This window comes from Coprococcus sp. OM06-34AC (assembly GCF_003462545.1).
GTDB classification, from domain to species: Bacteria; Bacillota; Clostridia; order Lachnospirales; family Lachnospiraceae; genus Coprococcus; species Coprococcus aceti.
On the sequence record NZ_QTZF01000006.1, the window covers coordinates 20,498 to 42,708 of the forward strand.

Below are 22,211 nucleotides of genomic sequence, written 5' to 3' on the forward strand. Positions count from 1 at the left end.
TCCCGGCAGTGCCGATATATACATCAGATGTTCTATCAGGCTTAATATTAAGCCTCCTTCTGCTCTGCGATCTGCTTGATAACACGAGCGAAGTTTGCGATAGGTGACTGGATACTTCCAAGGAACTTGGAAATAAGCGCGTCTCTTGAAGGGATCTTTGCAATAACCTGGATTCCTTCTGCATCGTAGAATGTACCTTCTACAACGCCGCCCTTAAGCTCAAGAGCTGGGGCATTCTTTGCGAAGTCTGCAAGAACTCTTGCAGCCGCTGTAGCGTCATCCTTGCAGATTGCAAGACCAGTTGGTCCCTCTAAACAACCCTTAAGGCCTTCGAACTCTGTTCCCTCGATAGCGAAGTTAACCATTGTGTTCTTGTATACCTTGTATACAACACCAGCTTCTCTTAAATTCTTACGGAGCTGTGTATCCTGCTCAACTGTAAGACCACGATAGTCTACAACTACTGCAGTAGCAGCGCCTTCAAGATTTGCCTTGATCTCTTCTACTATTGGCTTCTTTAACTCTACCTTTGCCATAATGCGCCTCCTTATTTTACTAATGACTGCACATTCCAAGATATAAAAAAACTCTCAAAGCCCTAAGACCTGAGAGTAGATTGTTAATTCAATAACGATATCTTTCCTCGGTAGGTGATATAACATCTTACGCCCTGGGGCACCTACTGTCTTCGGCAGTTCATCGTTGCTTAATGTAACACACTGCAAATGCAATGTCAACAATTTTTTTATTTTTTACCCGGCCTGACTCAAATCCGTTTATTGCCAGGCTCACGCTCACGCGCCGATCGTCTCGTCCACAGCATTTGCTATTGCGTCTGCTATGGCTTCAAAATTGTAATCATACAGGTAATTGTCGTAATCGTTGTTGATAAAGCCTGTTTCTATGAGCACTGCGGGCATTTCAGTCCGGCGCAGCACCGCCAGCCCCGGCCTCTCCTCAACATTTATATTTCGAAAGCCCAGCTTTTCAAGCTCGCTGTTGATCTCCTGTGCAAGATTGTATTTCACTCCGCTTTTATCGTAGACAAGGGTCTGCACTCCGCTGTACTTGTTGGCCTCCGGTGCAGAGTTGCGGTGAAGCGATATAAAATAATCTGCTCCGCTCTCATTTCCCTTCTGTGCTTTGCGGACCGGAGAATCGTATACATCCTCCGTTCTGGTGTATACCACATCATATCCCCTGCGGGTGAGTTCATCCCCAAGTGCCAGCGCCAGGTTCAGGTTATCGTTTTTCTCAAGCCTGCCCTCATACGATGCACCGTTGTCATATCCGCCGTGCCCGGCATCTATCATAATTTTTGTTGCCATATAAAACATCCAGCCCCGGTTGTTTATTCCATTTATAATATGTAACAACCGGGGCTGTGATAACACGTTTATTCAAGGTTTATTATTTGAACCAGAGATCCAGATCCACGTCTCCGGATATACCGTCAACGGTTCCGGACTCGGTGTACTGCCATCCTGTATATTTGTATGGGAAATTAGGAACATTTGCATAGTGTGCAAGCCACAGCTCGTAATCCCCGAGTCTGTCCATGTCAAGGCACTGTGCGAACATATTCCTGCTGGCATATATCATCGGCGTGTAGCCTGCCGCCTTTATCGTCTCACAGAAGCCGACTATGCCATCCGTTCTCTCATCATTCGATGCGTTGTCGCCTCTCGCCTCACTGTCGCCGATAAGCTCCGAGTCGATAACTATAGGATACTTGACGTTCATCTTGCCTATCTGTTTGAGGACAAAATTCGCTTCCTCTACACCCTCGTCATATGTTATCGCCTGGGTGAAGAAGTAAAGCCCTGTCGGTATTTTGTATTTGATGACGGCCGCCTTGCTGTCCTCAAAGCTTGAATCCAGCATCAGTCCGCCCTGCGTGTAGCCTCTGTAACCCACTCTGAGCATAACAAAATCTATGTCTTTGTTCTTCGCCAGAGTCTCCCAGTCTATGTCTGACTGGAATGTTGACAGATCCACACCCACCAGTGTGTCCTTTATATTGTCATCGCTGTAATGCATATATCCATCGTCGCCCGTGTAGAACTTCTCAACATCGAGATTGTTTCTCTCCACCTTGTCGCTGATCTTGTACAGCAGCGCATCAGGGCCGAGTTCTCCGACATTGATGTACGCTGTCGGTATATAGTTCCAGTAATTGTCATATATAAGACTGGTTATCTCCGTATCCTCGAGCGTATATCCCGATTCATAGGAAAGCCCCGGAGATGCCTTGGAGTTGGTAAATCCTCCCGCTCTTCCTATAAATATTCCTATAACAATTCCAGCAATAAGACATACCGATCCAACCAGTATGCACCAGTTTCTGGTAAATTTCTTTATCTGTTGTGTGTCCATATCTCTACCTGTCTCTTCCTTCTTAGCTTAGTCCGCCTTAGTCCGCATACACTGATTACATATTATCAAGGAAATGTTCCGTGCCAAGCCGCAAATGTATGACCTTGTCATACTTCTTCTTTATGGCATGTCTGAACCTTCTCGCCTCACTGTGTGAGAACATTCTCTCAAGATCCGCTTCTCTGAGTATCGGTTCATCACAGAGTATCTTGTACTTGATGTTCCAGTCATACATAAGACTTGTGCAGTTATCTATGCTCACCCGCAGCATCGTTCCTTTGTTTTTACCCATGAACACGCTTCTGTTCCATCTGTGTTTTGCAACCGAATTCTTGGCATCAAATACAACCTCAGCCCCCGGATACTTCTTCCATATCGCATCCAGGAACAACTTCAGCTTGTCCTTGTCAAAATATCTCATCATATCGTATACAACAAACAGGATCGCCACATTCTGAGGCTTCTGCACTTCATCAAGCCATTCGTAATCAAATATTGAACTTCCTATGTTGACCTCTCTGTCCCGGATCTCCATGTATTTTCTTCTTATATCTATGCGCTCCGGGAGATCAACATTGTACCACTTTATACGGCCGTTATCCACACGGGAAAACATGGTATCCAGTTCGCATCCGACATTGACGATAATTCCGTCCGCATATCTGTTTATGAAGTTTCGGACCCTCTCGTCCACAGCAACCAGCCTCTCCATCATGACTGTCCTGTCGTAAAATGTGTATCTGGCATTCCTCTTCTTATGCTCGATGCCTAATTTGTCCGTGAGCTTTATGGCCTCGTTGTCCTCATATAACTTTGGATAACGCTCCGCCATCATCGCCCTGCACCAGATGTCATTCTCTATGTCAGCAGGTACAAAATCCGAATCTCCCTTGATGCAGCCGGCGATCTTCTTCATGATGGTCTTGCACTCCGGTATGAGGGGATGCTCGAGATAATCGTGTGTCACCGCATAATACTGATAGTAATGCACCTTCATATTCGTCCTGCTCGCGTTATCATACAGCCTTCTGGCATAGCAGTTGAGCATGTCGTCATTTGTCGTGAATATATCCATCTCATCGCATATATCCGTTATGTCGTAATACACGGGACTTGTCATATCCGTCCTGCCTGCCGCATCCTTCACCCAGTAAGCAGAGAGGAAATGCTTTATCCCCGGCGTGTAGTAATATCTGTACATAAAACGGCTCTTGTCACTCATCTTCTGTTCAAGCTCCGTGTCCTCAAATTCCGTGTCAAGAACCGGGGAGCACAGTATGAGCTTGTCCGGTCTTCTCCTGCCCTTCTTCCACAACTGTATGGCAAGCGATAACGCCAGACAGCCTCCGGATGAATGTCCGAGAAGCACCAGACGCTGGACATCCTCCGAGTCACACAGCTTGTCATACGCACCCGTAAGCATATCCAGTGCCTCTGTCACCGAATGCTCCGGCGCAAGCGGGTATATCGGAACCACCGCCCCATAGCCGGTTCTCTCCACCGTGTCGAACACAAACTTCCATTCATTGTGTGTTATCCTCGACACAAATCCTCCGCCGTGTATATACATGAAGAACTCCGTCGCCCTGCCGTCTTTAGGCATCACATAAAAGCACAGTCCGCCCTTCTCAAACACCGATCTGACCTTAAACTTATCTTCATTATAAGAAGGCGGATTATAATCCTCTTTTTTGTGAAGCTTAACCGCTGTTTTATATATGTCAGAGGCTTTCATATGCCTGTCATCAAGCATGACGTGCCCCATCTTTTCTATTGCAATAGTTAAGTAATTCTGACTCTCCATTGTCCACCTTTCCAAATGTCCGGTCTACAACTCTCTTTCAGTTATTTTTGCACATGTCAATAATATAATCAAGAAATGATTTTATTTACTGTTGCAATATTGTCAATTTATGATATTATAATTGCGGTAAACAGGATGCATACAGCATAGAAAGGCAAATCTTATGAATATTACGATGTTAAAGAGTAAGATACACCGCGCAGTTGTAACTCAGGCTGAGCTCAATTACGTCGGCAGTATAACTGTAGATTCTGAGCTTTTAAAGGCCGCCGGAATCCTTGAGTATGAATTAGTACAGATTGTTGACATAGAAAATGGTAATCGTTTCGAGACATACACCATAGCCGGAGAGCCGGGATCAGGAGTTATGTGCCTCAACGGTGCTGCTGCCCGTCAGGTCCAGGTCGGAGATCACATCATTCTCATGTGCTACGCATCAATGACACCTGAGGAGGCAAAGGAGCACACGCCTAAGGTCGTATTTGTAAATGATGACAACTCCATCTCACGTATTACCGATTACGAGAAGCACGGAGAGCTTTTCAGCTAGATCCTATATAGAATAAAAAGAACTATTCGTTTTAACTAAAGACGAATAGTTCTTTTTTATATTCGGATATGACCGGTCTTATCTGTCGGCATCTTCAAGGATAAGTCTGCACATCTCCGGCACATTTACCTCATCCATAATTATGTCTGCTTTTATGTCTCTGTCGGCATCATCCACCGGGGATATATTGGAGTGTACATAACAGGTGTGGAGTCCGACCTGCTTCGCCGCCAGCACATCACATACCGCGTCATTTCCCACCATTATGGATCTGTTCGGATTGATATGATTTCTGTCCAGGAGCTGCTGATAGAACGCTGCATCCGGCTTCATTGCACCGAAATCCGAAGAGAGCGATATATCTGTAAAATATCCCTCTATGCCAAGTGACTGAACCTCAGGGAAGGTGAAAACTCTCTGTGCATTTGACAGAACGTATAATTTCTTTCCGGCCTGCTTGAGCTGTTCGAGCATATCCGTCACGCCGTCATACAGTCTTATATATCCTGTAGACGCCTTGCGGAACTCCTGAGCCGCAGCCACTGTCAGCTCTGCACAATCGGACGGTGTCTGATCTTTTTTCAACGTGAGCTGCTCAAATACCTCAAGTATCTGTATCTCAGGGAATTTGAACCTCTTCTTTGCCATGGCCTGTTCTGCGCGTCTGATCTGTCTCTTGTACCTTGATCTGAGTCCTGCCGGATTGTATTTCACTCCGTGCTGCGCATAGAACTCACACATATGTTTCCACACAGCGATGTCCTCCTCATCAGTGTGAATGTCTATCAATGTTCCATATAAGTCAAATATAATATTGTCGTACACGTCATACCTCCGGGTAATTCTATATTTTTTAGCGATAGCAGGCTCTCGCACCGCCAATGTATTTTGCACGGGTTCTCGCCATAACCACATGTGCACTTCCAACCATGCTGTGCTCAGATCTGACCGGAACGGCCACCGGCGCAAGATGCATGCCTATGAGAGTATCTCCTATATCAATGCCTGCCTGTGCCTGTATAGCCTCGATAGCCACTGGCTCCTTCATATCTGCGTATGCCGCTGTGGCAAATGAACCGCCCGCCTTGAGCTGTGGCACAACATTGACTATCGGTATCCTGTTCGCCTTTGCATATTCCTTCTCAACTATTATTGCCCTGTTCAGATGTTCACAGCACTGCGCCGCCATGTAGACACCTGTGTCTTTGAGTTCATCGAGTATTGCTCCCGCTATACATTTGCCGATCTCCTCACTGGAGAATGAGCCTATCCTCATATTTGCAACTTCGCTGGATGAGCAGCCGACCACCAGTGCATCGCCGGGTTCAAGTCCCGCAACTGCAATAAGATCCTTCACAGCGCCGCGGACCTCATCTTCGATCTCCTTCAAATGGTCAAAGGCTTCTGTTGAAACGCCCTGTCCCGCAGGTCTGAGTCCTTCCTCAATGCTCGTAGGTTCAGCTTTCTCCGGCTCAGAAATATCCTGAACCTCCTCATATTCATCCTTATCTATGGACACCGGCACACCGGTCTTGCCGAGCACAGTCACGCCGCCGTACCATGTGCTGTCCACCTTGAGCACATCGTCCACTTCATATTCCATTGAGTATTCATCTTTCTTTTTTATTATCTTCACCATCTTTGCCATGTCACAGATCTCCTTTCCTGTACATTTGCATTTACATGCGCTTTATTATCTTATATAGAAGAGAGCCATACATGACTCTCATAACCTTTTCGTATTCGTCCCGTGTCACGTACTCTCCGTAGGTCATCATCTCATATGTAACACCGGCTTCTCTGACCTGGTAATCCAGGCAGGACAGGCCATTGCGCTCGTAGAACGCCTTTCTCCGGCACCTCTGGTCGTAATTCGGCGCATTCTCATCAAGGGGCTCGATATTCAGAAACAGCTTCTGATCCGGATACTCTGCTCTCACCCTTTTTAATATTGCAGAGCCGTATCCACCATCTCTTGCCGATTCATCTATCGCAAGGAACATGAGCGTTTTCACCCTGTCATCACCTATCACATATGTCAGTCCGACAAATCTGCCCGAGTCCACAACCGCACGAAACCTCGCCTTTCCCTGTCTGCATCTTCTGGTGAGCATCCACATAGGAGGTCTTTCTTCACTTGGGAACGCAGTCACGAACAGGTGTTTTACCTGTTTTCTATAATTATCAATATCAACAAATTTTAATTCCATATTATAACCTTCCAAACTCAGTCGTTCTATCTGTCAACATATTTTATCTGGACATCTCCCGATGTGGTATCGACAATGCACTTGTTTTCATTTTCCATATGGGACTCAGGTATGTCCACCTCTCCGCTCTTGCTGTTCACAAGGAAACGTTTCTCCGACAAGAATGATATATCCACGTTACCACTCTCCGTCGCAAACCAGAGCATATGTCCATCGCACGCATCTACATTTATATCTCCTGAAGATGTCATGAACTGTCCAACCTTTGCCGCCTTTATATTATACCCCTCAAGCAAACCCTTGCCCGCGGATATTATGACATTGTCGCCGTGGACGTTCATTATCGAAAAGTCACCGCTGCTGCCATTCACCTTCACACTGTCCGCATCCACAGAAGCCATGGTGACCTCACCGGAATCTGTGACGACATTTACATTTTCTGCGGTTATATTGGACAGATACGCTCCGCCATTCACCTCAGTTACTTCAAATGTCCCACAGGATATCTGCACACTGGACACCAGAGTTCCCGTCTTCGAGGTCATGGATATATCTCCATACTCTCCCTCCGGTATACTCACCACGACATAAGGATCGTCTCCAAAGCCTATGTCTGAGCCAAATATCCTGTTGTCGGCACAGGTCATGACCAGCGCATCATCCTGCACCGTCACGGAATGTACGACGTCGGGCGAATCAAAATATGTGATGTGACATTTGTCATCGTCGGATTCCACCAGTTTCACATCCATGTCGTCTGCCACCTGTATGTTAATGTCCCGGAACTTCTCAGTTATGGTCATCTCTTTTTCTGTGTAAGAGCTTTTCGCTTTTGCCTTTTTTTCTTCTTTCATCGTCATACGCGCCTGTCTTCCAAGCCCGGCGGATATGATCACCGCAGTCAGCATGACTCCGACCACCAGAACAACTATGGCCCGCATGATCCATTTTGCAACTTTCAAATGCATTTACCTCAATACAAATATGTTTTACATCCACCCCATTATATATACAAAACGGATGTATTGCAAATCCTGCAATACATCCGCGTGTTGTAACTCTATAATTCTATATATCCAGTGCCATGTGGTTCATTATTTCTTAACCACAGTATTTTTTGCAGCACTCCATGTTGAATAATATGTCACCTTGCCGGTATCCTGTGCCCAGGCGGTCACTTCCGGCATATTCACCGTGGCCAGCATCATAGCCGCCGACAGTGCAAATGCCATAAATCGTTTCATCCTTCTCATAAGCCTCTCCTTTTATTCACATAATTTTTTTGACAACATTCCGGAAAAATTATACCGCCGATGGAACCAGGCCCCTCCACTATCTCTGCCTAAAATAGAAAAAATCCACAGGTCGGCTGACATTTGCCAGATATCCTGTGGATTCTTAGACTTCATTATCACTATACAATTATTTCCCCAGCGTGTTCGCCCTGTTGTCGATATTCTTCTGGAAGTTGATGACCTTATGGTCGTATGGCTCATCCATCAGCTTGGACTGGATCATAAAGTCCGCTGTGGCTTTGTTGTTCGCCATCGGTATGTCGTACACCTGAGCGATACGGAGCAGAGCCTTCACATCCGGATCGTGTGGAGCTGCGGTCAGGGGATCCGAGAAGAAAACCACGAAATCTATCCTTCCCTCAACAATCTTCGCACCTATCTGCTGGTCTCCTCCAAGCGGACCGCTGTTGTAGCCCTTCACCTGAAGATTTGTCCTGTCTGTTATCATGCGGGCTGTAGTTCCCGTTCCACACAACTCATGCTGGCTCAGTATGTTCCTGTTGTCCTCGCACCATCTGATGAGCTCTTCCTTCTTCGCATCATGGGCGATAAGAGCTATCCTTTTCTGCTTTGGTATGGTCATTGTGATGTAATCTGCACTCATGTCTGTACCTCCTGTTCCTGCTATTTGCGAGCAATACTCCCATACCCTTACTCTACCCAATCCATCCATCATTTTCAATATAAAACACTATAATACAGAAAAAATTTACTGCATTATTACATTTGCAATTTTGCCGAACTTTCCTCTGTTTTTTCTCCCATCTGTGTGGTATTCTCTTATAGGACGCTTTATAAATTTAAGTATTCTTACTTATTACATTATTTCATAAAGAGATACACAGACAAAACCATATGTCTGTTCAATTATAGTTTAAGGAGATTCACAAGATGAGAAAAATTGGCTTTGACAATGACAAATATCTGTCCATGCAGTCTGAGCATATCAGAGAGAGGATCGGACAGTTCGGAGACAAGCTGTATCTGGAATTTGGTGGAAAGTTATTCGACGACTATCACGCATCCAGAGTCCTTCCAGGATTCGCTCCGGACAGTAAGCTTCAGATGCTTCTCCAGCTTGCAGACCAGGCTGAGATGATCATATCTATAAATGCTGCCGACATAGAGCGCAACAAGATCAGACACGACCTCGGCATCACTTACGATCAGGATGTCATCAGACTTATAGGCGTATACAAAGAAAAGGGACTGTATGTGAGCAGTGTGGTAATCACCAGATACGCTGGACAGTCTTCTGCGGATGTTTTCCAGAAGAAGCTTGAAGCAATAGGGATCAAGGTTTACCACCACTATTCAATCGACGGATATCCAAACAACGTAGAAAAGATCGTCAGCGATGAGGGATACGGCAAGAACGAGTATGTTGAGACTACCAGACCTCTCGTCATCGTCACAGCACCTGGCCCTGGAAGCGGCAAGATGGCTACATGCCTCTCCCAGCTCTACCATGAGAATAAGCGCGGTGTGAAGGCTGGCTATGCAAAGTTTGAGACATTCCCTATCTGGAATATTCCTCTCAAGCACCCTGTAAACCTGGCATACGAGGCTGCAACCGCCGACCTCAACGATGTGAATATGATCGATCCGTTCCATCTGGAAGCATACGGTGAGACCACAGTCAACTACAACCGTGATATAGAGATCTACCCTGTCCTTGCGGCTATGTTCGAGGGAATCTACGGACACTGCCCATACAAGTCACCTACAGACATGGGTGTCAACATGGCAGGAAACTGCATCGTTGACGACGAGGCTTGTCAGGAGGCTTCAAAGCAGGAGATCATCAGAAGATATTATCAGTCCGTGAACAGATTTGTCAGAGACGAGGCTACAAAGGATGAGGTCTACAAGCAAGAACTCATCATGAAGCAGGCAAAGATCACCGTGGATGACCGCGCCGTTGTCCCTGTTGCTAACAAGCTTGCCGAGGAGACCGGTTCTGCTGCCGCTGCACTTGAGCTGCCAGACGGAACCATCGTCACAGGTTCTACCTCAGACCTTCTCGGACCTTCATCAGCAGTCCTCCTGAATGCCATCAAGATACTTGGCGGCATCGACAAGAAGACACACCTGATCTCAAGAACATTTATCGAGCCTATACAGAAGCTCAAGACTCAGTACCTTGGCAGCAAGAATCCAAGACTCCACACAGACGAGGTTCTCATCGCCCTGTCCATGTGTGCAGTATCAGATCCAAATGCCAAGCTTGCTCTGCAGCAGCTTCCAAAGCTTGCCGGATGCCAGCTTCACACATCTGCCATACTGTCGGCGGTTGATATGAACACATTCAAGAAGCTTGGAATCGAGTTCACGAACGAAGCGGTGTATGAGGGTAGGATGTAAGCGCATAATATTTTCGCATTTTTATGAATAAACGGCAGAAAGATACAAAATAATTTAAAATTGTATCTTTCTGCCGCTTTTTTGCTGTTTAGCGATAATTTTGTGATATTTTGAACATCCAGCTACTCTCCAGATAAAAACAGTGTGTTATCTCTTCTCCTTATACATCATGAGATGTGCCACCATAAGAAGTGCACTGGATATCCAGATCGACTTGAACCCCAGATGCAGCGTGCACACGCCGCCAGCTCCGGCGCCAAGTGCGAATATGATGATGATTCCATAATAGTGCATGGCCTTTCTGAGTGCCCCAGACTCTTTGTCCCTGAGGTATACCGACAGACTCTCCGTTCCGCTTCGGAGATTTCCTATACACATCGTGCTGGCATAGCCGTAGCCATTTACCTTTCTGAAAGTCTGAACCTGCATGGAGCAGGCAAATGACACAAGCATCGTGGCGAGCAGATTGAACCTCACCGGTATGAATCCAACCGCAAACAATATCACGATCTCCACCAGCACAACTATCTGTCTCCAATGTATGCGGGATGCATTCTTGTATCTATGGCTTATCCTCTCCGCCACCAGCACGCCAAGTGCAAATGCGATCAACGGAAAAAGGTATCTCAATGCAATCTTAAAATCTCCCATCATAAGATGCTGGCTCATGAGAACCACATTTCCTGTCTGGGCGTTGGAGAACACCTCATCTCTGGCATTGTATGTATATGCATCCTGAAAACCTCCTGACAGTGCAAGTATGGCACTTAACAGAAATGTCTCGGATGTCTGTCTGAGTTCATGTTTCTTTCTTAGCATGGTATTTGTCTCTTTTCTCTCCTTATTGAATCGATAGGGCACACTCAGCCCAATAAATCGCAATTCAATTAAATAAGATAGCACAAAATTCTTTTTTTACAAGTGGACATACAGCAGAATGATTCCAGCGAAACAAATCAATTATCTAGAATTGATATGATTGTTTAAATATTATAGAATTGGAAGAAATTTGCAAACGCTATAATTCGCAAACATAAAAACCGCCAGGATACACTCTCGCATGTCCTGGCGATTCATCAATATTTTAAATTATTTTATCTACATTGCCTTCTTATATATCTCAGCGATCTCCTCCTGTGTGAATACCACAGGGTTGTTAGCTATGCTGGCTGCCGAAACCTTCATACAGTTCTCAGCCATCCAAGGAATATCCTTCTCCTCGATTCCGAGATCTGAAAGCTTGACATCCAGATCAAGATTCTTCAGAAGAGTTCTGATCTTCGGTGCCAGATCATCCGCCGTGATACCACCAAATATTCTGGCGATCTTCGCAAACTTGAAATGATCTCCCTTGTAGGATGCCTCGATGATAACCGGTGTCAGAGCTGCGAGATCTTTGATGTGTATGCCTCCATGCAGTGGCACAGTGCATCAAATCCAACTGCCGCAAGCACATGCTTTGGCATGGTCTTCATGCAATCCGGATCCACGATGGATACCTTTGCCACGATGGCATTGCATCTGAGTGACTTCTTGTCGCCATTTTCCGGATTGGTGAGAACCGCAAATCCATTTCCCTCTGAACCTGTTCCACAGGTTGTAGGAATAGGAAGTGCCGTATCGCTGACCCAAGCGAAAATACAACCTCAACCTGATATCCGGCGGAAAGGGAATGGAGAACATCGTAAGCTGGGTATACATATCAGAGGATATATCCACATCCACATTCTTGAACGGAGGGGAACCTGCGGACTTATTCTGAATACCGGCAGATATATATTTGAGGAGGACATAACCGATGAGATCGTCAGGCTGTGTCACCTATATTCGTTCCCGCTGTTCACCATGCCATGGGACACAAGGATATTTGATATAACCCACGACTACTACAACAGGATATTTGAAGACTCCAGGGATGACGGCAACATGACCGCAGCATTCCAGAATATCCTCATGGGGAATTCTCTGACCGACGAGCAGACTGACACAATAAAAGGCTCCGGATTCAACAACGGCTGCTACAACGTTCTGTCCATCGGTACAGAAGCAACAGATGAGTTCATGTATATCCTGCAGAAGGTCTGCAACAATACAGATCTTGTCTTCCATGCATTTGTATATGATGGCAATCCGACAGTTATCCTGAGATGCCCTTCCTCCGGATCCATCGCAGACAAATGCAGTGACATCGCAGAGCAGCTCGGTGGTGTCATAGAGTACGACAAAACCCATCACTCAGCTCTGACGGACACTCTGTACGAATATCTTAAGTGCAGCGGCAGTGTTCAGCACATCTCTGAGAAAATGTTCTGCCACAGGAATACGATAAATTACAGGCTCCGGATAATAAAAGAAGAGCTGGAATATGATCTCTCCAATGCGGAGGTCAGATTCCAGCTCATGGCTGCATATAAGCTCAGAGAGATACGAAAAGTATAACTCTCTCCAATTATATCCATTACATAAAATGTGCATACACCGACGCGAGTATGACCGTGAGTATTCCTGTAACTGCAATCGACAGACTGCTCATGGCTCCTTCAACCTCGCCGATCTCCATAGCCTTGGCAGTTCCGATGGCATGGGCTGATGATCCCAGGGCAAGTCCCTTTGATATAGGTTCTTTGATACGGAATATCTTGAACACGATCTCTCCGATTATATTGCCGATCACTCCGGTCACAACTATGACTGCAACCGTGATGGTCACATATCCGCCAAGTTCTTCCGAAACACCCATTCCGATAGCTGTGGTTATGGACTTCGGAAGAAGTGTCACATAATCTTTATGGGAAAGCCCCATGACCTTACACAACACAAGGACTGTAGTCAGACTCGTTATAACTCCGGCAACTATACCGCCGAGCACAGCCTTATAATTGTGCTTTAAAAGCTCCCACTGCTCATAGAGTGGGATTGCAAGACACACTGTAGCCGGTGTGAGGAACCAGCTCAGATACTTTGCGCCTTCATTGTACACGTCATAATCCACGTCAGCCACAACCAGCACCACTATAGTCACTATGATGGACACCAGCAGTGGGTTAAGTATAGCTATCTTAAGTTTCTTTTTAAGTACACTTCCAAACATATATGCCAGAAGGCTTATAGTCACCCCTGCAAATATGGACGATTCAAACATATCACTCATTTTCAGTCTCCTTCTTCCTGTCTCTCCTTATTATAAGCTGTGATACCCAGCCTGAAGCAAGCATGACCGTTATGATAACGACCACCGTTATAACGCTGACTGGCACAAGCACAGGCTTAAGCGTTCCCCACGACGACATAAGGCCCACACCGGCTGGTATGAACATGACCGGCATGATCTCTATGAGAAACTTGCCCACACTCTTCACATCGTCCAGCTTGAGGATCTTGGTCTGTAGGCAGATAAACATGATAACCATACCATATATACTCGCCGGAATCGGTAGTGGAACTATGTACTTAAGTATCTCACCGATAAAGGATATGGCGAGGATTATAAGAAACTGCTTCAAATATTTCATCTTTTTTGTCTTCCTTCTATATATTTATCATGCACATATGGAGCAACGATTCATAACTTTGGTATACATGCCTGTATACAGCCTCCGCATGTCGGGCCTTTTTCACAAAAAAGGAGGTTCGATACACAGATATAATTACTCTGTATATTCAAACCACCCTTTAACCCTTTGATTATTATATTCTCACTCTGATTTTATTCAATAGAATATCCTGCTTTTTCTAATTTTTGATAAATATAACAAATTTTTTAATTCAATCTGAAAATATTTCGTAAATATTTCTATTGACTATTATTTTTTGCAGGAATCTCATCCTATGAATTTTTCATGATCACTGTGTTCACAATATCCGCCGCATGCTCGCACACATCCATACAGTTCTCTATGCAGGCATATATGTTTTTCCACACGACCACAGTCCTAAGGTCACTCTCACCGTACAGTCTGTGCATATTCTCCACATACAATCTGTCTCCCTGCTCCTCAAGATCATTTACCCTGATTATGCTCTGCCCAATGGTCTTTGAACTTTTGAATCTCTTCAATTCTCCGATCACATCCTGCAGTGCCTTGATGCACTCGAGGAGCAGTTCTACCATCTGGGGGACATCCTCTCTGATAGTATCCACATTGCACATATAAATCTGTAGGAACACATCCTCAACAGCATCGGTAATATCATCCAGATAGTTAGACAGGGCAACCAGATCCTCCCGTTCAATCGGTGTTATGAACGCCTGACTGAGCACAGTCATCATCTTATGTTTCTTGCCATCGGCCTTCTGCTCAAGCTCATGCATACGATCAAGATTTTCCTTGATGGTGTCCACCGAAAAATCCACGACTACGTTCTTCAGAAACTCCGCAGCCTGATACGAGATCTCCACACATGTATTCAGATTTTTAAAATAAAACTCGTCCTTTTTCTTCTTCATAGTTTTTCTCCTTATAATAAAAACTCTGTGTTTGTAGGTGGTTGAAAAACTCATACGCTGCAATCGTGTAAGTGATTTTTGCATTACCAAATCAGGGGAATACGCAGCCGCCGGTCCTTAGGTGGAGCCTCAAGCGGCACCTTAGTACCGCTGCAGGCTAAGTTAAGTGGGAACGACCCCTGATTGGTATGTCAAAATATCACTTGCACTTCTCAGCCTGCATTTTCAACCACCTACAAACTACCCCAGCCACACGATCAGCAGCTTTGCCATGCCATATCCTATGACACCGCAGCCAGGGAATGTGAGCACCCAGGCGAGCACCATATCACGCACCACCTTGAGGTTAATCGCAGATGCCCTCTTCTCAGCACCCACGCCCATGATGGCTGTCGTCTTCACATGGGTGGTGCTGACCGGGATTCCACATACCGTCGAGAGCAGGATACAGAGTGCCGCCGACAGATCAGCCGCAAATCCCTGGTATTTCTCAAGCTTTACCATATCCATTCCAACAGACTTGATGATCTTCTTTCCTCCAATTGATGTTCCAAGTCCCATGACAACCGAGCAAAGTATCATCATCCATATTGGTATCATTACATTTTCTGCACTGCTCTGTCCATTTACGAGAAACAGCCCAAGCAGGAGAACTCCCAGGAACTTCTGACCGTCCTGGGCTCCGTGCATGAATGCCACCGCCGCCGAGCCGGCCACCTGTGCTTTTGAGAAGAAAGCATTTGTCTTTCTTCTGTCAAAGCGGTAACAGATAACCGCGAGCAGCTTGCACACCACAAATCCGACTGCGAATCCGAGAACGGTTGACAGCACAAGACCATATATTACTTTTATCCACTCTGAAGGATTTACACCGTCCAGTCCTCCCTGAAGTGCTATGGCTGCGCCCGTAAGTCCGGCTATCAGTGCATGGCTCTCACTTGTTGGTATGCCAAATGCCCATGCACCGATTGCCCATATTACGATCGCCGTCATTGCCGCACACAGAGCGATCATAGCTGAGTCTGTGTCACCGCCGAAATTCACCATGTTCTTGATAGTCATGGCTACCTTTGAATTGACAAGCGACATGATAAGCACCCCAAGGAAATTGCAGGCAGCCGCCATAATTATCGCCTTATCCACATCTATACATCTGGTAGACACACACGTCGCTATGGCATTTGGTGCATCCGTCCATCCATTTACCAGAATTACTCCAAGTGTCAGCAGGACGGCGATCAAAAGCGCCGGATGGCTCACAACCTGCTCTGCAAAATATGAAAATGTAATATTCTCCAGCATGTCTATCTCCTATTATCCTGTATGGCCTTAATGATCTGTATTATCGCAGTTGGTGCAAATGCAAGTCCCGCTATCTTCAGCACATCCGCTGCTCCAAGACTTACCACGCTGAACAGACTGTGAAGTCCCGGTATGAACAGGACCGCAGCCAGAAATGCCACTCCGGCTAAAAATGCATATACGCTGTATTTATTTGATCTAAATCCAAGCTTAAACATCGACTCCTCACTTCTGCAGTTAAAACCATGGAACAGTCTGGCAAGTGTCAGTGTTGCAAATGCCATGGTAGTGGCTTTTGCCGGACTTACCGGCAGTCCAAGATGGAATGCTGTCATGGTCGCTACAGCGATGAGAAGGCCCTCCGAGAGCATCTTTGCCATAAAGTCAGATGTCAGGATTCCCTTCTTAGGATCCCTCGGTTTTTCTGATAGCAGCGATGGGTCAGCCGGCTCCATTCCTATCGCGAGCGCAGGAAGAGAATCTGTGAGTAGGTTGATGAACAACAGATGTACCGGTGCAAACGGAACAGGCAGGGCGGCTATCGAGGTGTAAAGCACCGCCAGTATTCCAGCTGTGTTTCCTGACAGCAGGAACAGTATCGCATTCTTTATGTTCCTGTATACATTTCGTCCATTTGACACAGCCTTGATGATGGTTGCAAAGTTGTCATCTGAGAGGATCATGGCCGCCGCGTCCTTGGACACCTCCGTGCCGGTTATTCCCATGGCAACACCTATGTCTGCCTTCTTGAGTGCAGGGGCATCATTGACACCATCGCCTGTCATGGCTACTATATTGCCGTTCTTCTGCCATGCATCGACTATCCTTATCTTATTCTCCGGTGACACCCTGGCATATACAGATATCTTTGTTATGTCACGTGCAAGCTCCTCATCAGACAGAGCGTCAAGCTCCTCTCCCGTGAGTGCCATGTCCCCATCTTCGTATATTCCGATCTGCTTCGCTATGGCAACCGCTGTGATCTTGTGGTCTCCGGTTATCATGACCGGCTTTATGCCCGCACGCCTTGCATCGGCAACCGCTGCCATAGACTCCGGGCGTGGCGGATCCACCATGGACACAAGTCCAAGGAATGTAAATCCATACTCAGTATCAACTCCCAGTACCTCATCACTTTCCTTATATGCAAATGACAGTACACGGAGGCCATTCTCTGAGAATGCCTTGTTCTGAGCCTTGATCTTCGCTTTTTCTTCATCTGTCATAGGCTTTACGCCATCGCTGTATCTCACGCTCACGCATCTGTCAAGCAGCACATCCACAGCACCCTTGGTGAGTATGGTCGGAACCCCATGAAGCAGATACTTTGTACTCATAAGCTTTCTGTCCGAGTCGAACGGAACCTCCTCCATTCTGTCCATGCAGTCCCTGAGTACATCCTCCTTCAGACTCCATTTTACAGCCTCCGCAGGAACAGAGATACCTGTACCATCCGTCTCCATGCCTGGCATCATGTGGACCTGACGGAACATCTCAAGCAATGCATATTCCGTCGGATCTCCTATTCCTTTTCCATCCACTATGCTGGAATCATTGGTGAGAACCGCATCATATAGCAGATACCTGTGGAGCTGGTTATGGGAATCAAGCTCCTCCGGCTTGTAAAGTTTTCCATCCAGATATATCTCCTGCACGGTCATCTTGTTCTGTGTAAGTGTTCCGGTCTTGTCTGAACAGATGACTGACACGCATCCAAGACTTTCAACCGCCTTGAGGTTCTTGATGATCGCATTCTCCTTCGCCATCTTCTGGGTGCCAAATGCCTGCACGATGGTAACTATCGAACCAAGAGCCTCAGGTATAGCTGCAACTGCAAGGGCGACTGCGAACATCATGGAATCAAGCACCGCCATCTTCCTGTATATACAGAGGACAAATACCAGCGCGCACACGATCATGATGAATGCCGCAAGCCTTGCACTGAACTTGTCAAGACTCTCCTGAAGCGGAGTCTTTCTCTCCTTTGCCGCATTCATAAGTCCTGCGATCTTACCGAGCTCCGTATCCATTCCTGTTCCGGTCACAAGCACCTCTGCTCGTCCGTATGTAACAAGACTTCCTGAATACACCATATTTGTCCTGTCTGCAAGAGGCACGGAACCTTCTATTATTGCATCATTCTTTTCCACATTTGTAGATTCTCCGGTGAGTGAACTCTCATTTACCTGGAGTGAGAAGTTCCTGAGTATCCTTCCATCGGCAACTATCATATCGCCCGCCTCGAGCAGCACGATATCACCCGGAACTATCTCGCGGGACGGAAGCTCCTGCTTCACACCATCTCTCATAACTTTTGCATTTGGGGATGAAAGCTGTTTCAAACTGTCAAGCGAACGCTCGGCTTTCACATGCTGCACCGTTCCAAGCACAGCATTCATGACGAGTACCGCCAAGATTACTATGGTACTCTCGATATTGTCAGAAAACATAGAAATGACCGCTGCTATGATCAGTATGATCACCAGCAGGTCACAAAACTGGCTGAGGAACACCTGTAATGTGCTCTTTCTCTTGCCTTCCTGGAGAACATTTTCTCCCTTTTCACTGCGGATCTCCTCTGCCCGCTCCGTCGACAGTCCGCGGCTGTCTGTCTTGAATTCTTTTAGTAATTCATCACCGGAACAGTTCCAAAAATTTTTCTCTGTCATACACACCAGACTCCTTTTCTTCTTAATCTCTGTAAACAGGTTGTGTGTGTCATGCAAAGAAAAAGGAACGAGCCCTTCATTGCATGATAAACACACAATAAAAGTCTCGTTCCTTTCAAGTTCTATATACGCTACTATATATACTCCGAAAGCGTGCGTCCCGGTTCCCTGCACAGGTATGTCCCAGCCAGAAAACGTGATGACGAGATCGCACAACATCTTATAACCGATGTGAACTACTCCCTGATATTTCCGACATAATAACACGGGAACCCTTTGATTGTCAAAGGATTCCCGGCTAGTATTTGGTAAAGAATTTATAAACTTTTAATTCAACGCATCATATCCGCTCTCCTTTGTACGGATCTTAGTTGCAGTACGGATCTCGTAGCTGAATATCTTGCCGTCTCCAACCTCGCCTGTATATGCCGCCTTCTGGATAGCCTCGATGGTCTTCTTCTCCCATTCCTCAGATGACACAACTATCTCAAACTTGATCTTCGGCTGCATCACCACATCTACCTCCGTACCACGGACAAGCTTCTTATATCCTCTCTGTGCTCCGCATCCCATAACCTGAGATACTGTAATTCCATTTACATCTATGGCATTCAACGCTTCCTTGACGTCCTCAAAGACCTCCTCGCGCACGATAGCCTCAACCTTTATCATCATAATGATATTCTCCTTTCACTTTGCCAAATTTCCAGAATATGCAGGCAATTGCGAACATAGTATTCTTATTTTGTTGAGCTGATTTAGAACTACCAACTCAGGGATATACGAGGGCGCCGGTCCTTAGGTGGTGCCCCCAGGCAGCGCCTTAGTACCGCTGCAGCCTGAGTTAAGCGGAAGCGCTCCCTGATTGGTATTCTAAATCAGTTCAACACTCTATACATATCCAGTTCGCAATTGCATCCTCCTACGAATCAAGTCCATTGAATGTTGGATATGCACTCTCACCATGCTCTGAGATATCCAGACCTACCTTCTCTTCTCTGTCTGTTACACGGAGTGGTGTGAAGAGTCTCACGATTCCAAGACAGATAAGTGTTCCGACTACGGCAACTACGATCGTAACCACAATGCCAACAAGCTGCATCAGGAACAAATGTACATCTCCGAATACCAGACCATCCCAACGAGCTACACTGTTGATCGAGCTCTTTGCAAATAAACCTGTTGCGATACCTCCCCAGATACCGCCGATACCATGACATCCAAATGCATCAAGTGCATCGTCTATCTTCAGCTTACCCTTAAGGAATGATATTGTAAAGCAGCAGATCGGGCTGACAAGCGCACCGATGATGAATGATGACCAGATCGGCACAAATCCAGCGCCAGGTGTTATAGCCACAAGACCGACAACAAGACCTGTCGATGCACCGACCAGGGTAGGCTTTCCATCCTTTATCACATCTATTATCATCCATGAGAGCATTGCGCTGGCACTGGCAATTGCCGTTGTCATGAATGCATGTGCTGCAAGACCATTTGCGCCGAGGGCACTTCCGGCATTGAAACCGAACCATCCAAACCAAAGGATGAATGCACCGAGTGCTACAAATGGAATGTTGTGAACTCTGTATGCTGTGTTCTCATATCCCTTTCTTCTTCCAAGGATGATAGAGAATACAAGAGCGCTCACACCTGAACTTATATGTACTACATTTCCTCCCGCGAAATCAACTGAACCGATCTCTCCGAGGAAACCACCCTGGCCCCATACCATGTGAGCCATCGGATAATAAACGATGATCGACCAGAGCATGATGAAGAAGAACAACGCCTTGAACTTCACACGTCCGACCAGTGAACCGGTGATAAGCGCCGGTGTGATCATGGCGAACATCATCTGAAATGCAACGTATACAAGATGAGGTATATTGTCCGCATAAGGACCAGCCTCATCCATCTTTATCCCGTTAAGTGCAAACCACTTGAGATCTCCTATAACACCTCCGTGATTAGTGCCAAATGAGAGTGAGTAACCGAACAACACCCACATGACAACTGAAAGTCCCATGATGGCCGTACATGCCATGATGGTATTTACAACATTTTTCCTCCTGACGAGGCCTCCGTAGAAGAATGCAAGTCCGGGTGTCATGAAGAACACCAGAGCCGCACAGATCATAATAAAACCAGTATCTCCCGTATTCATAGTTTCTTCCTCCTTAACCTTTATTCACCCGAAGGATGCGATATCTCATTCTCCCGGTACTACATACGCGAAAAGGCGCCAAACGAATCTTTTCGATTCATTTGACGCCTTTGTCGTGATTTATAATAGCAGACTTCAGAAAATAATGCAAGAGGTAATTTTAAATTGTTTTTCTCAAGCTGTTTTGTTGTTTTTATGAAGTTTCTTAACCAAGTCTTTGTTGTCGGCTCAATTTCGATATACTGGACTTTTTTACGGCGTGCTATCCTACGCCACCCCTGTAGACTCCATTCCAGTCTTGCCAGCTGCTGCCATACTTGCATTTGCCGTAACCGGGATATGTTCCTTATATGCAATTACAACATCCCGCATGGATGGCACTGACACACTCTCTGTCTGCCAGAACCGCTCTGTAACCACGGATATTGCATGTGTGATATGTCTGTAATCATTCTCGCATCCCAGAGCCTCACTGACATACCTGTCATGCATTTCTCTGAGATATTCCACTATGTCTCGCCCATCATCTATGCTTTCCATATTGACACCTACTGAAGATATCGTCTTATTCACATAGTCATGCAGCTCTGTCTCGTACTGGCAGTGTTCTCTAAGATTCCCAGGAAATATACTGTTGTGCGGATATGTGAATGAATCTGCCACGTAGTGAACAAGCTTTCCGAGAAGAAAGCTCTGTCTTATAGTTCCCATTCCGCCTTTTTCAAGTTTCTTTGTGAGTTTATTTGTAAGTTTTTCCATATACTTTTGGACATTTTCATAGTTGTGTCCTCTAAGCTTCTCCTCGCCATGGATGCTGCCCCTGAAATAAGTCAACATATTGATATCCGGCTCTATGCTGCCAAATATGAACGCCGCCTTCTTCAGCTTAGATGCGCCGGCATCCATATGATCCATAATATATCTGCTCAGATTCATGTGGTCTGCTGTTCTCATATTTAACGCCTCCTGCCTGTTCTGCCATCAAGCACAGCTTGATAAGCTTCTCATGTACAAATGTATCCTCTAT

Annotated in this window: 24 protein-coding genes and 1 other annotated feature; of the genes, 3 read left to right on the plus strand and 21 right to left on the minus strand. The window is 46.0% G+C overall.

Annotated features, from left to right (window positions below):
* Positions 1-47: 47 nt before the first annotated feature.
* The 4 genes from rplJ to DXB91_RS10490 form a co-directional block, all read right to left on the minus strand.
* Positions 48-536, minus strand: coding sequence for a 50S ribosomal protein L10 (gene rplJ / locus DXB91_RS10475; RefSeq protein WP_015534197.1), 489 nt, complete (start codon positions 534-536; stop codon positions 48-50).
* Between the two features lie 36 nt (positions 537-572).
* Positions 573-710, minus strand: a sequence feature (ribosomal protein L10 leader region).
* Positions 711-794: 84 nt separating this feature from the next.
* Positions 795-1,328: an N-acetylmuramoyl-L-alanine amidase family protein gene (locus DXB91_RS10480; protein WP_015534198.1), complete on the minus strand. Its 534-nt coding sequence runs from the start codon at positions 1,326-1,328 to the stop codon at positions 795-797.
* A gap of 82 nt (positions 1,329-1,410) precedes the next feature.
* Positions 1,411-2,376, minus strand: a complete 966-nt coding sequence (locus tag DXB91_RS10485; protein WP_022216759.1) for a glycoside hydrolase family 25 protein — start codon at positions 2,374-2,376, stop codon at positions 1,411-1,413.
* Between the two features lie 55 nt (positions 2,377-2,431).
* Complete coding sequence (locus tag DXB91_RS10490; protein ID WP_022216758.1) at positions 2,432-4,180, minus strand: alpha/beta hydrolase fold domain-containing protein; 1,749 nt, start codon at positions 4,178-4,180, stop codon at positions 2,432-2,434.
* A 163-nt stretch (positions 4,181-4,343) separates the two neighbouring features.
* On the opposite strand from DXB91_RS10490, the gene panD reads away from it, so the two are divergent.
* Positions 4,344-4,730 (plus strand): aspartate 1-decarboxylase, encoded by a 387-nt coding sequence (gene panD / locus DXB91_RS10495; RefSeq protein ID WP_015534201.1) that lies wholly within the window; start codon positions 4,344-4,346, stop codon positions 4,728-4,730.
* A gap of 78 nt (positions 4,731-4,808) precedes the next feature.
* Here the strand turns inward: panD and DXB91_RS10500 are convergent, their stop codons facing one another.
* The 6 genes from DXB91_RS10500 to DXB91_RS10520 all read right to left on the minus strand — a co-directional run bounded on the left by DXB91_RS10500 (position 4,809) and on the right by DXB91_RS10520 (position 8,839).
* Positions 4,809-5,555: an HAD family hydrolase gene (locus DXB91_RS10500; RefSeq protein WP_158564600.1), complete on the minus strand. Its 747-nt coding sequence runs from the start codon at positions 5,553-5,555 to the stop codon at positions 4,809-4,811.
* Between the two features lie 28 nt (positions 5,556-5,583).
* Positions 5,584-6,120: a TIGR01440 family protein gene (locus DXB91_RS10505; RefSeq protein WP_118018059.1), complete on the minus strand. Its 537-nt coding sequence runs from the start codon at positions 6,118-6,120 to the stop codon at positions 5,584-5,586.
* A gap of 289 nt (positions 6,121-6,409) precedes the next feature.
* Positions 6,410-6,940 carry a GNAT family N-acetyltransferase gene (locus tag DXB91_RS10510; protein WP_118017920.1) on the minus strand — a complete coding sequence of 177 codons (531 nt, stop codon included), beginning with the start codon at positions 6,938-6,940 and terminating at the stop codon, positions 6,410-6,412.
* Positions 6,941-6,966: 26 nt separating this feature from the next.
* A complete protein-coding gene (locus DXB91_RS10515; RefSeq protein WP_158564601.1) occupies positions 6,967-7,902 on the minus strand; it encodes a DUF4097 family beta strand repeat-containing protein in 936 nt (311 codons plus the stop codon).
* A 132-nt stretch (positions 7,903-8,034) separates the two neighbouring features.
* The gene (locus DXB91_RS14155) at positions 8,035-8,193 is read right to left on the minus strand and encodes a hypothetical protein (protein WP_158564602.1); all 159 of its coding nucleotides are present in this window, start codon (positions 8,191-8,193) and stop codon (positions 8,035-8,037) included.
* A gap of 169 nt (positions 8,194-8,362) precedes the next feature.
* Positions 8,363-8,839 carry a methylglyoxal synthase gene (locus DXB91_RS10520; protein ID WP_055147786.1) on the minus strand — a complete coding sequence of 159 codons (477 nt, stop codon included), beginning with the start codon at positions 8,837-8,839 and terminating at the stop codon, positions 8,363-8,365.
* Between the two features lie 287 nt (positions 8,840-9,126).
* On the opposite strand from DXB91_RS10520, the gene DXB91_RS10525 reads away from it, so the two are divergent.
* Positions 9,127-10,599 (plus strand): DUF1846 domain-containing protein, encoded by a 1,473-nt coding sequence (locus DXB91_RS10525; RefSeq protein WP_015534206.1) that lies wholly within the window; start codon positions 9,127-9,129, stop codon positions 10,597-10,599.
* 147 nt (positions 10,600-10,746) lie between these two features.
* Here the strand turns inward: DXB91_RS10525 and DXB91_RS10530 are convergent, their stop codons facing one another.
* The 3 genes from DXB91_RS10530 to DXB91_RS14665 all read right to left on the minus strand — a co-directional run bounded on the left by DXB91_RS10530 (position 10,747) and on the right by DXB91_RS14665 (position 12,206).
* A complete protein-coding gene (locus DXB91_RS10530; RefSeq protein ID WP_118017924.1) occupies positions 10,747-11,418 on the minus strand; it encodes a YoaK family protein in 672 nt (223 codons plus the stop codon).
* A 279-nt stretch (positions 11,419-11,697) separates the two neighbouring features.
* Positions 11,698-12,024, minus strand: a complete 327-nt coding sequence (locus tag DXB91_RS14660; protein WP_022216750.1) for an iron-containing alcohol dehydrogenase — start codon at positions 12,022-12,024, stop codon at positions 11,698-11,700.
* Entirely contained in the window at positions 11,979-12,206 is a 228-nt protein-coding gene (locus tag DXB91_RS14665) for an iron-containing alcohol dehydrogenase (protein ID WP_330416383.1), read from the minus strand. Before DXB91_RS14665 ends, DXB91_RS14660 begins: the two co-directional genes overlap by 46 nt.
* Between DXB91_RS14665 and DXB91_RS14670 the strand changes: the two genes are divergently transcribed.
* On the plus strand, positions 12,109-13,038 hold the full coding sequence (locus DXB91_RS14670) for a PucR family transcriptional regulator (RefSeq protein ID WP_118017926.1): 930 nt from the start codon (positions 12,109-12,111) through the stop codon (positions 13,036-13,038). The genes DXB91_RS14665 and DXB91_RS14670 overlap by 98 nt on opposite strands.
* A gap of 19 nt (positions 13,039-13,057) precedes the next feature.
* Here DXB91_RS14670 and DXB91_RS10545 read toward each other — a convergent pair whose 3' ends face one another.
* The 8 genes from DXB91_RS10545 to DXB91_RS10580 all read right to left on the minus strand — a co-directional run bounded on the left by DXB91_RS10545 (position 13,058) and on the right by DXB91_RS10580 (position 22,138).
* Positions 13,058-13,750 carry an LrgB family protein gene (locus DXB91_RS10545; RefSeq protein ID WP_015534210.1) on the minus strand — a complete coding sequence of 231 codons (693 nt, stop codon included), beginning with the start codon at positions 13,748-13,750 and terminating at the stop codon, positions 13,058-13,060.
* Positions 13,743-14,111 carry a CidA/LrgA family protein gene (locus DXB91_RS10550; protein WP_004850651.1) on the minus strand — a complete coding sequence of 123 codons (369 nt, stop codon included), beginning with the start codon at positions 14,109-14,111 and terminating at the stop codon, positions 13,743-13,745. The genes DXB91_RS10545 and DXB91_RS10550 overlap by 8 nt, the downstream gene beginning before the upstream one ends.
* A 314-nt stretch (positions 14,112-14,425) precedes the next feature.
* Positions 14,426-15,046, minus strand: a complete 621-nt coding sequence (locus DXB91_RS10555) for a DUF47 domain-containing protein (RefSeq protein ID WP_015534211.1) — start codon at positions 15,044-15,046, stop codon at positions 14,426-14,428.
* 240 nt (positions 15,047-15,286) lie between these two features.
* Positions 15,287-16,348 (minus strand): inorganic phosphate transporter, encoded by a 1,062-nt coding sequence (locus DXB91_RS10560; protein ID WP_015534212.1) that lies wholly within the window; start codon positions 16,346-16,348, stop codon positions 15,287-15,289.
* Positions 16,349-16,350: 2 nt separating this feature from the next.
* Positions 16,351-19,017, minus strand: a complete 2,667-nt coding sequence (locus DXB91_RS10565) for a cation-translocating P-type ATPase (protein WP_118017928.1) — start codon at positions 19,015-19,017, stop codon at positions 16,351-16,353.
* Positions 19,018-19,344: 327 nt separating this feature from the next.
* Entirely contained in the window at positions 19,345-19,692 is a 348-nt protein-coding gene (locus DXB91_RS10570; protein ID WP_004850656.1) for a P-II family nitrogen regulator, read from the minus strand.
* A gap of 247 nt (positions 19,693-19,939) precedes the next feature.
* Positions 19,940-21,184 carry an ammonium transporter gene (locus DXB91_RS10575; RefSeq protein ID WP_022058952.1) on the minus strand — a complete coding sequence of 415 codons (1,245 nt, stop codon included), beginning with the start codon at positions 21,182-21,184 and terminating at the stop codon, positions 19,940-19,942.
* Between the two features lie 267 nt (positions 21,185-21,451).
* Entirely contained in the window at positions 21,452-22,138 is a 687-nt protein-coding gene (locus tag DXB91_RS10580) for a zinc dependent phospholipase C family protein (protein ID WP_022216743.1), read from the minus strand.
* Between the last annotated feature and the right edge of the window lie 73 nt (positions 22,139-22,211).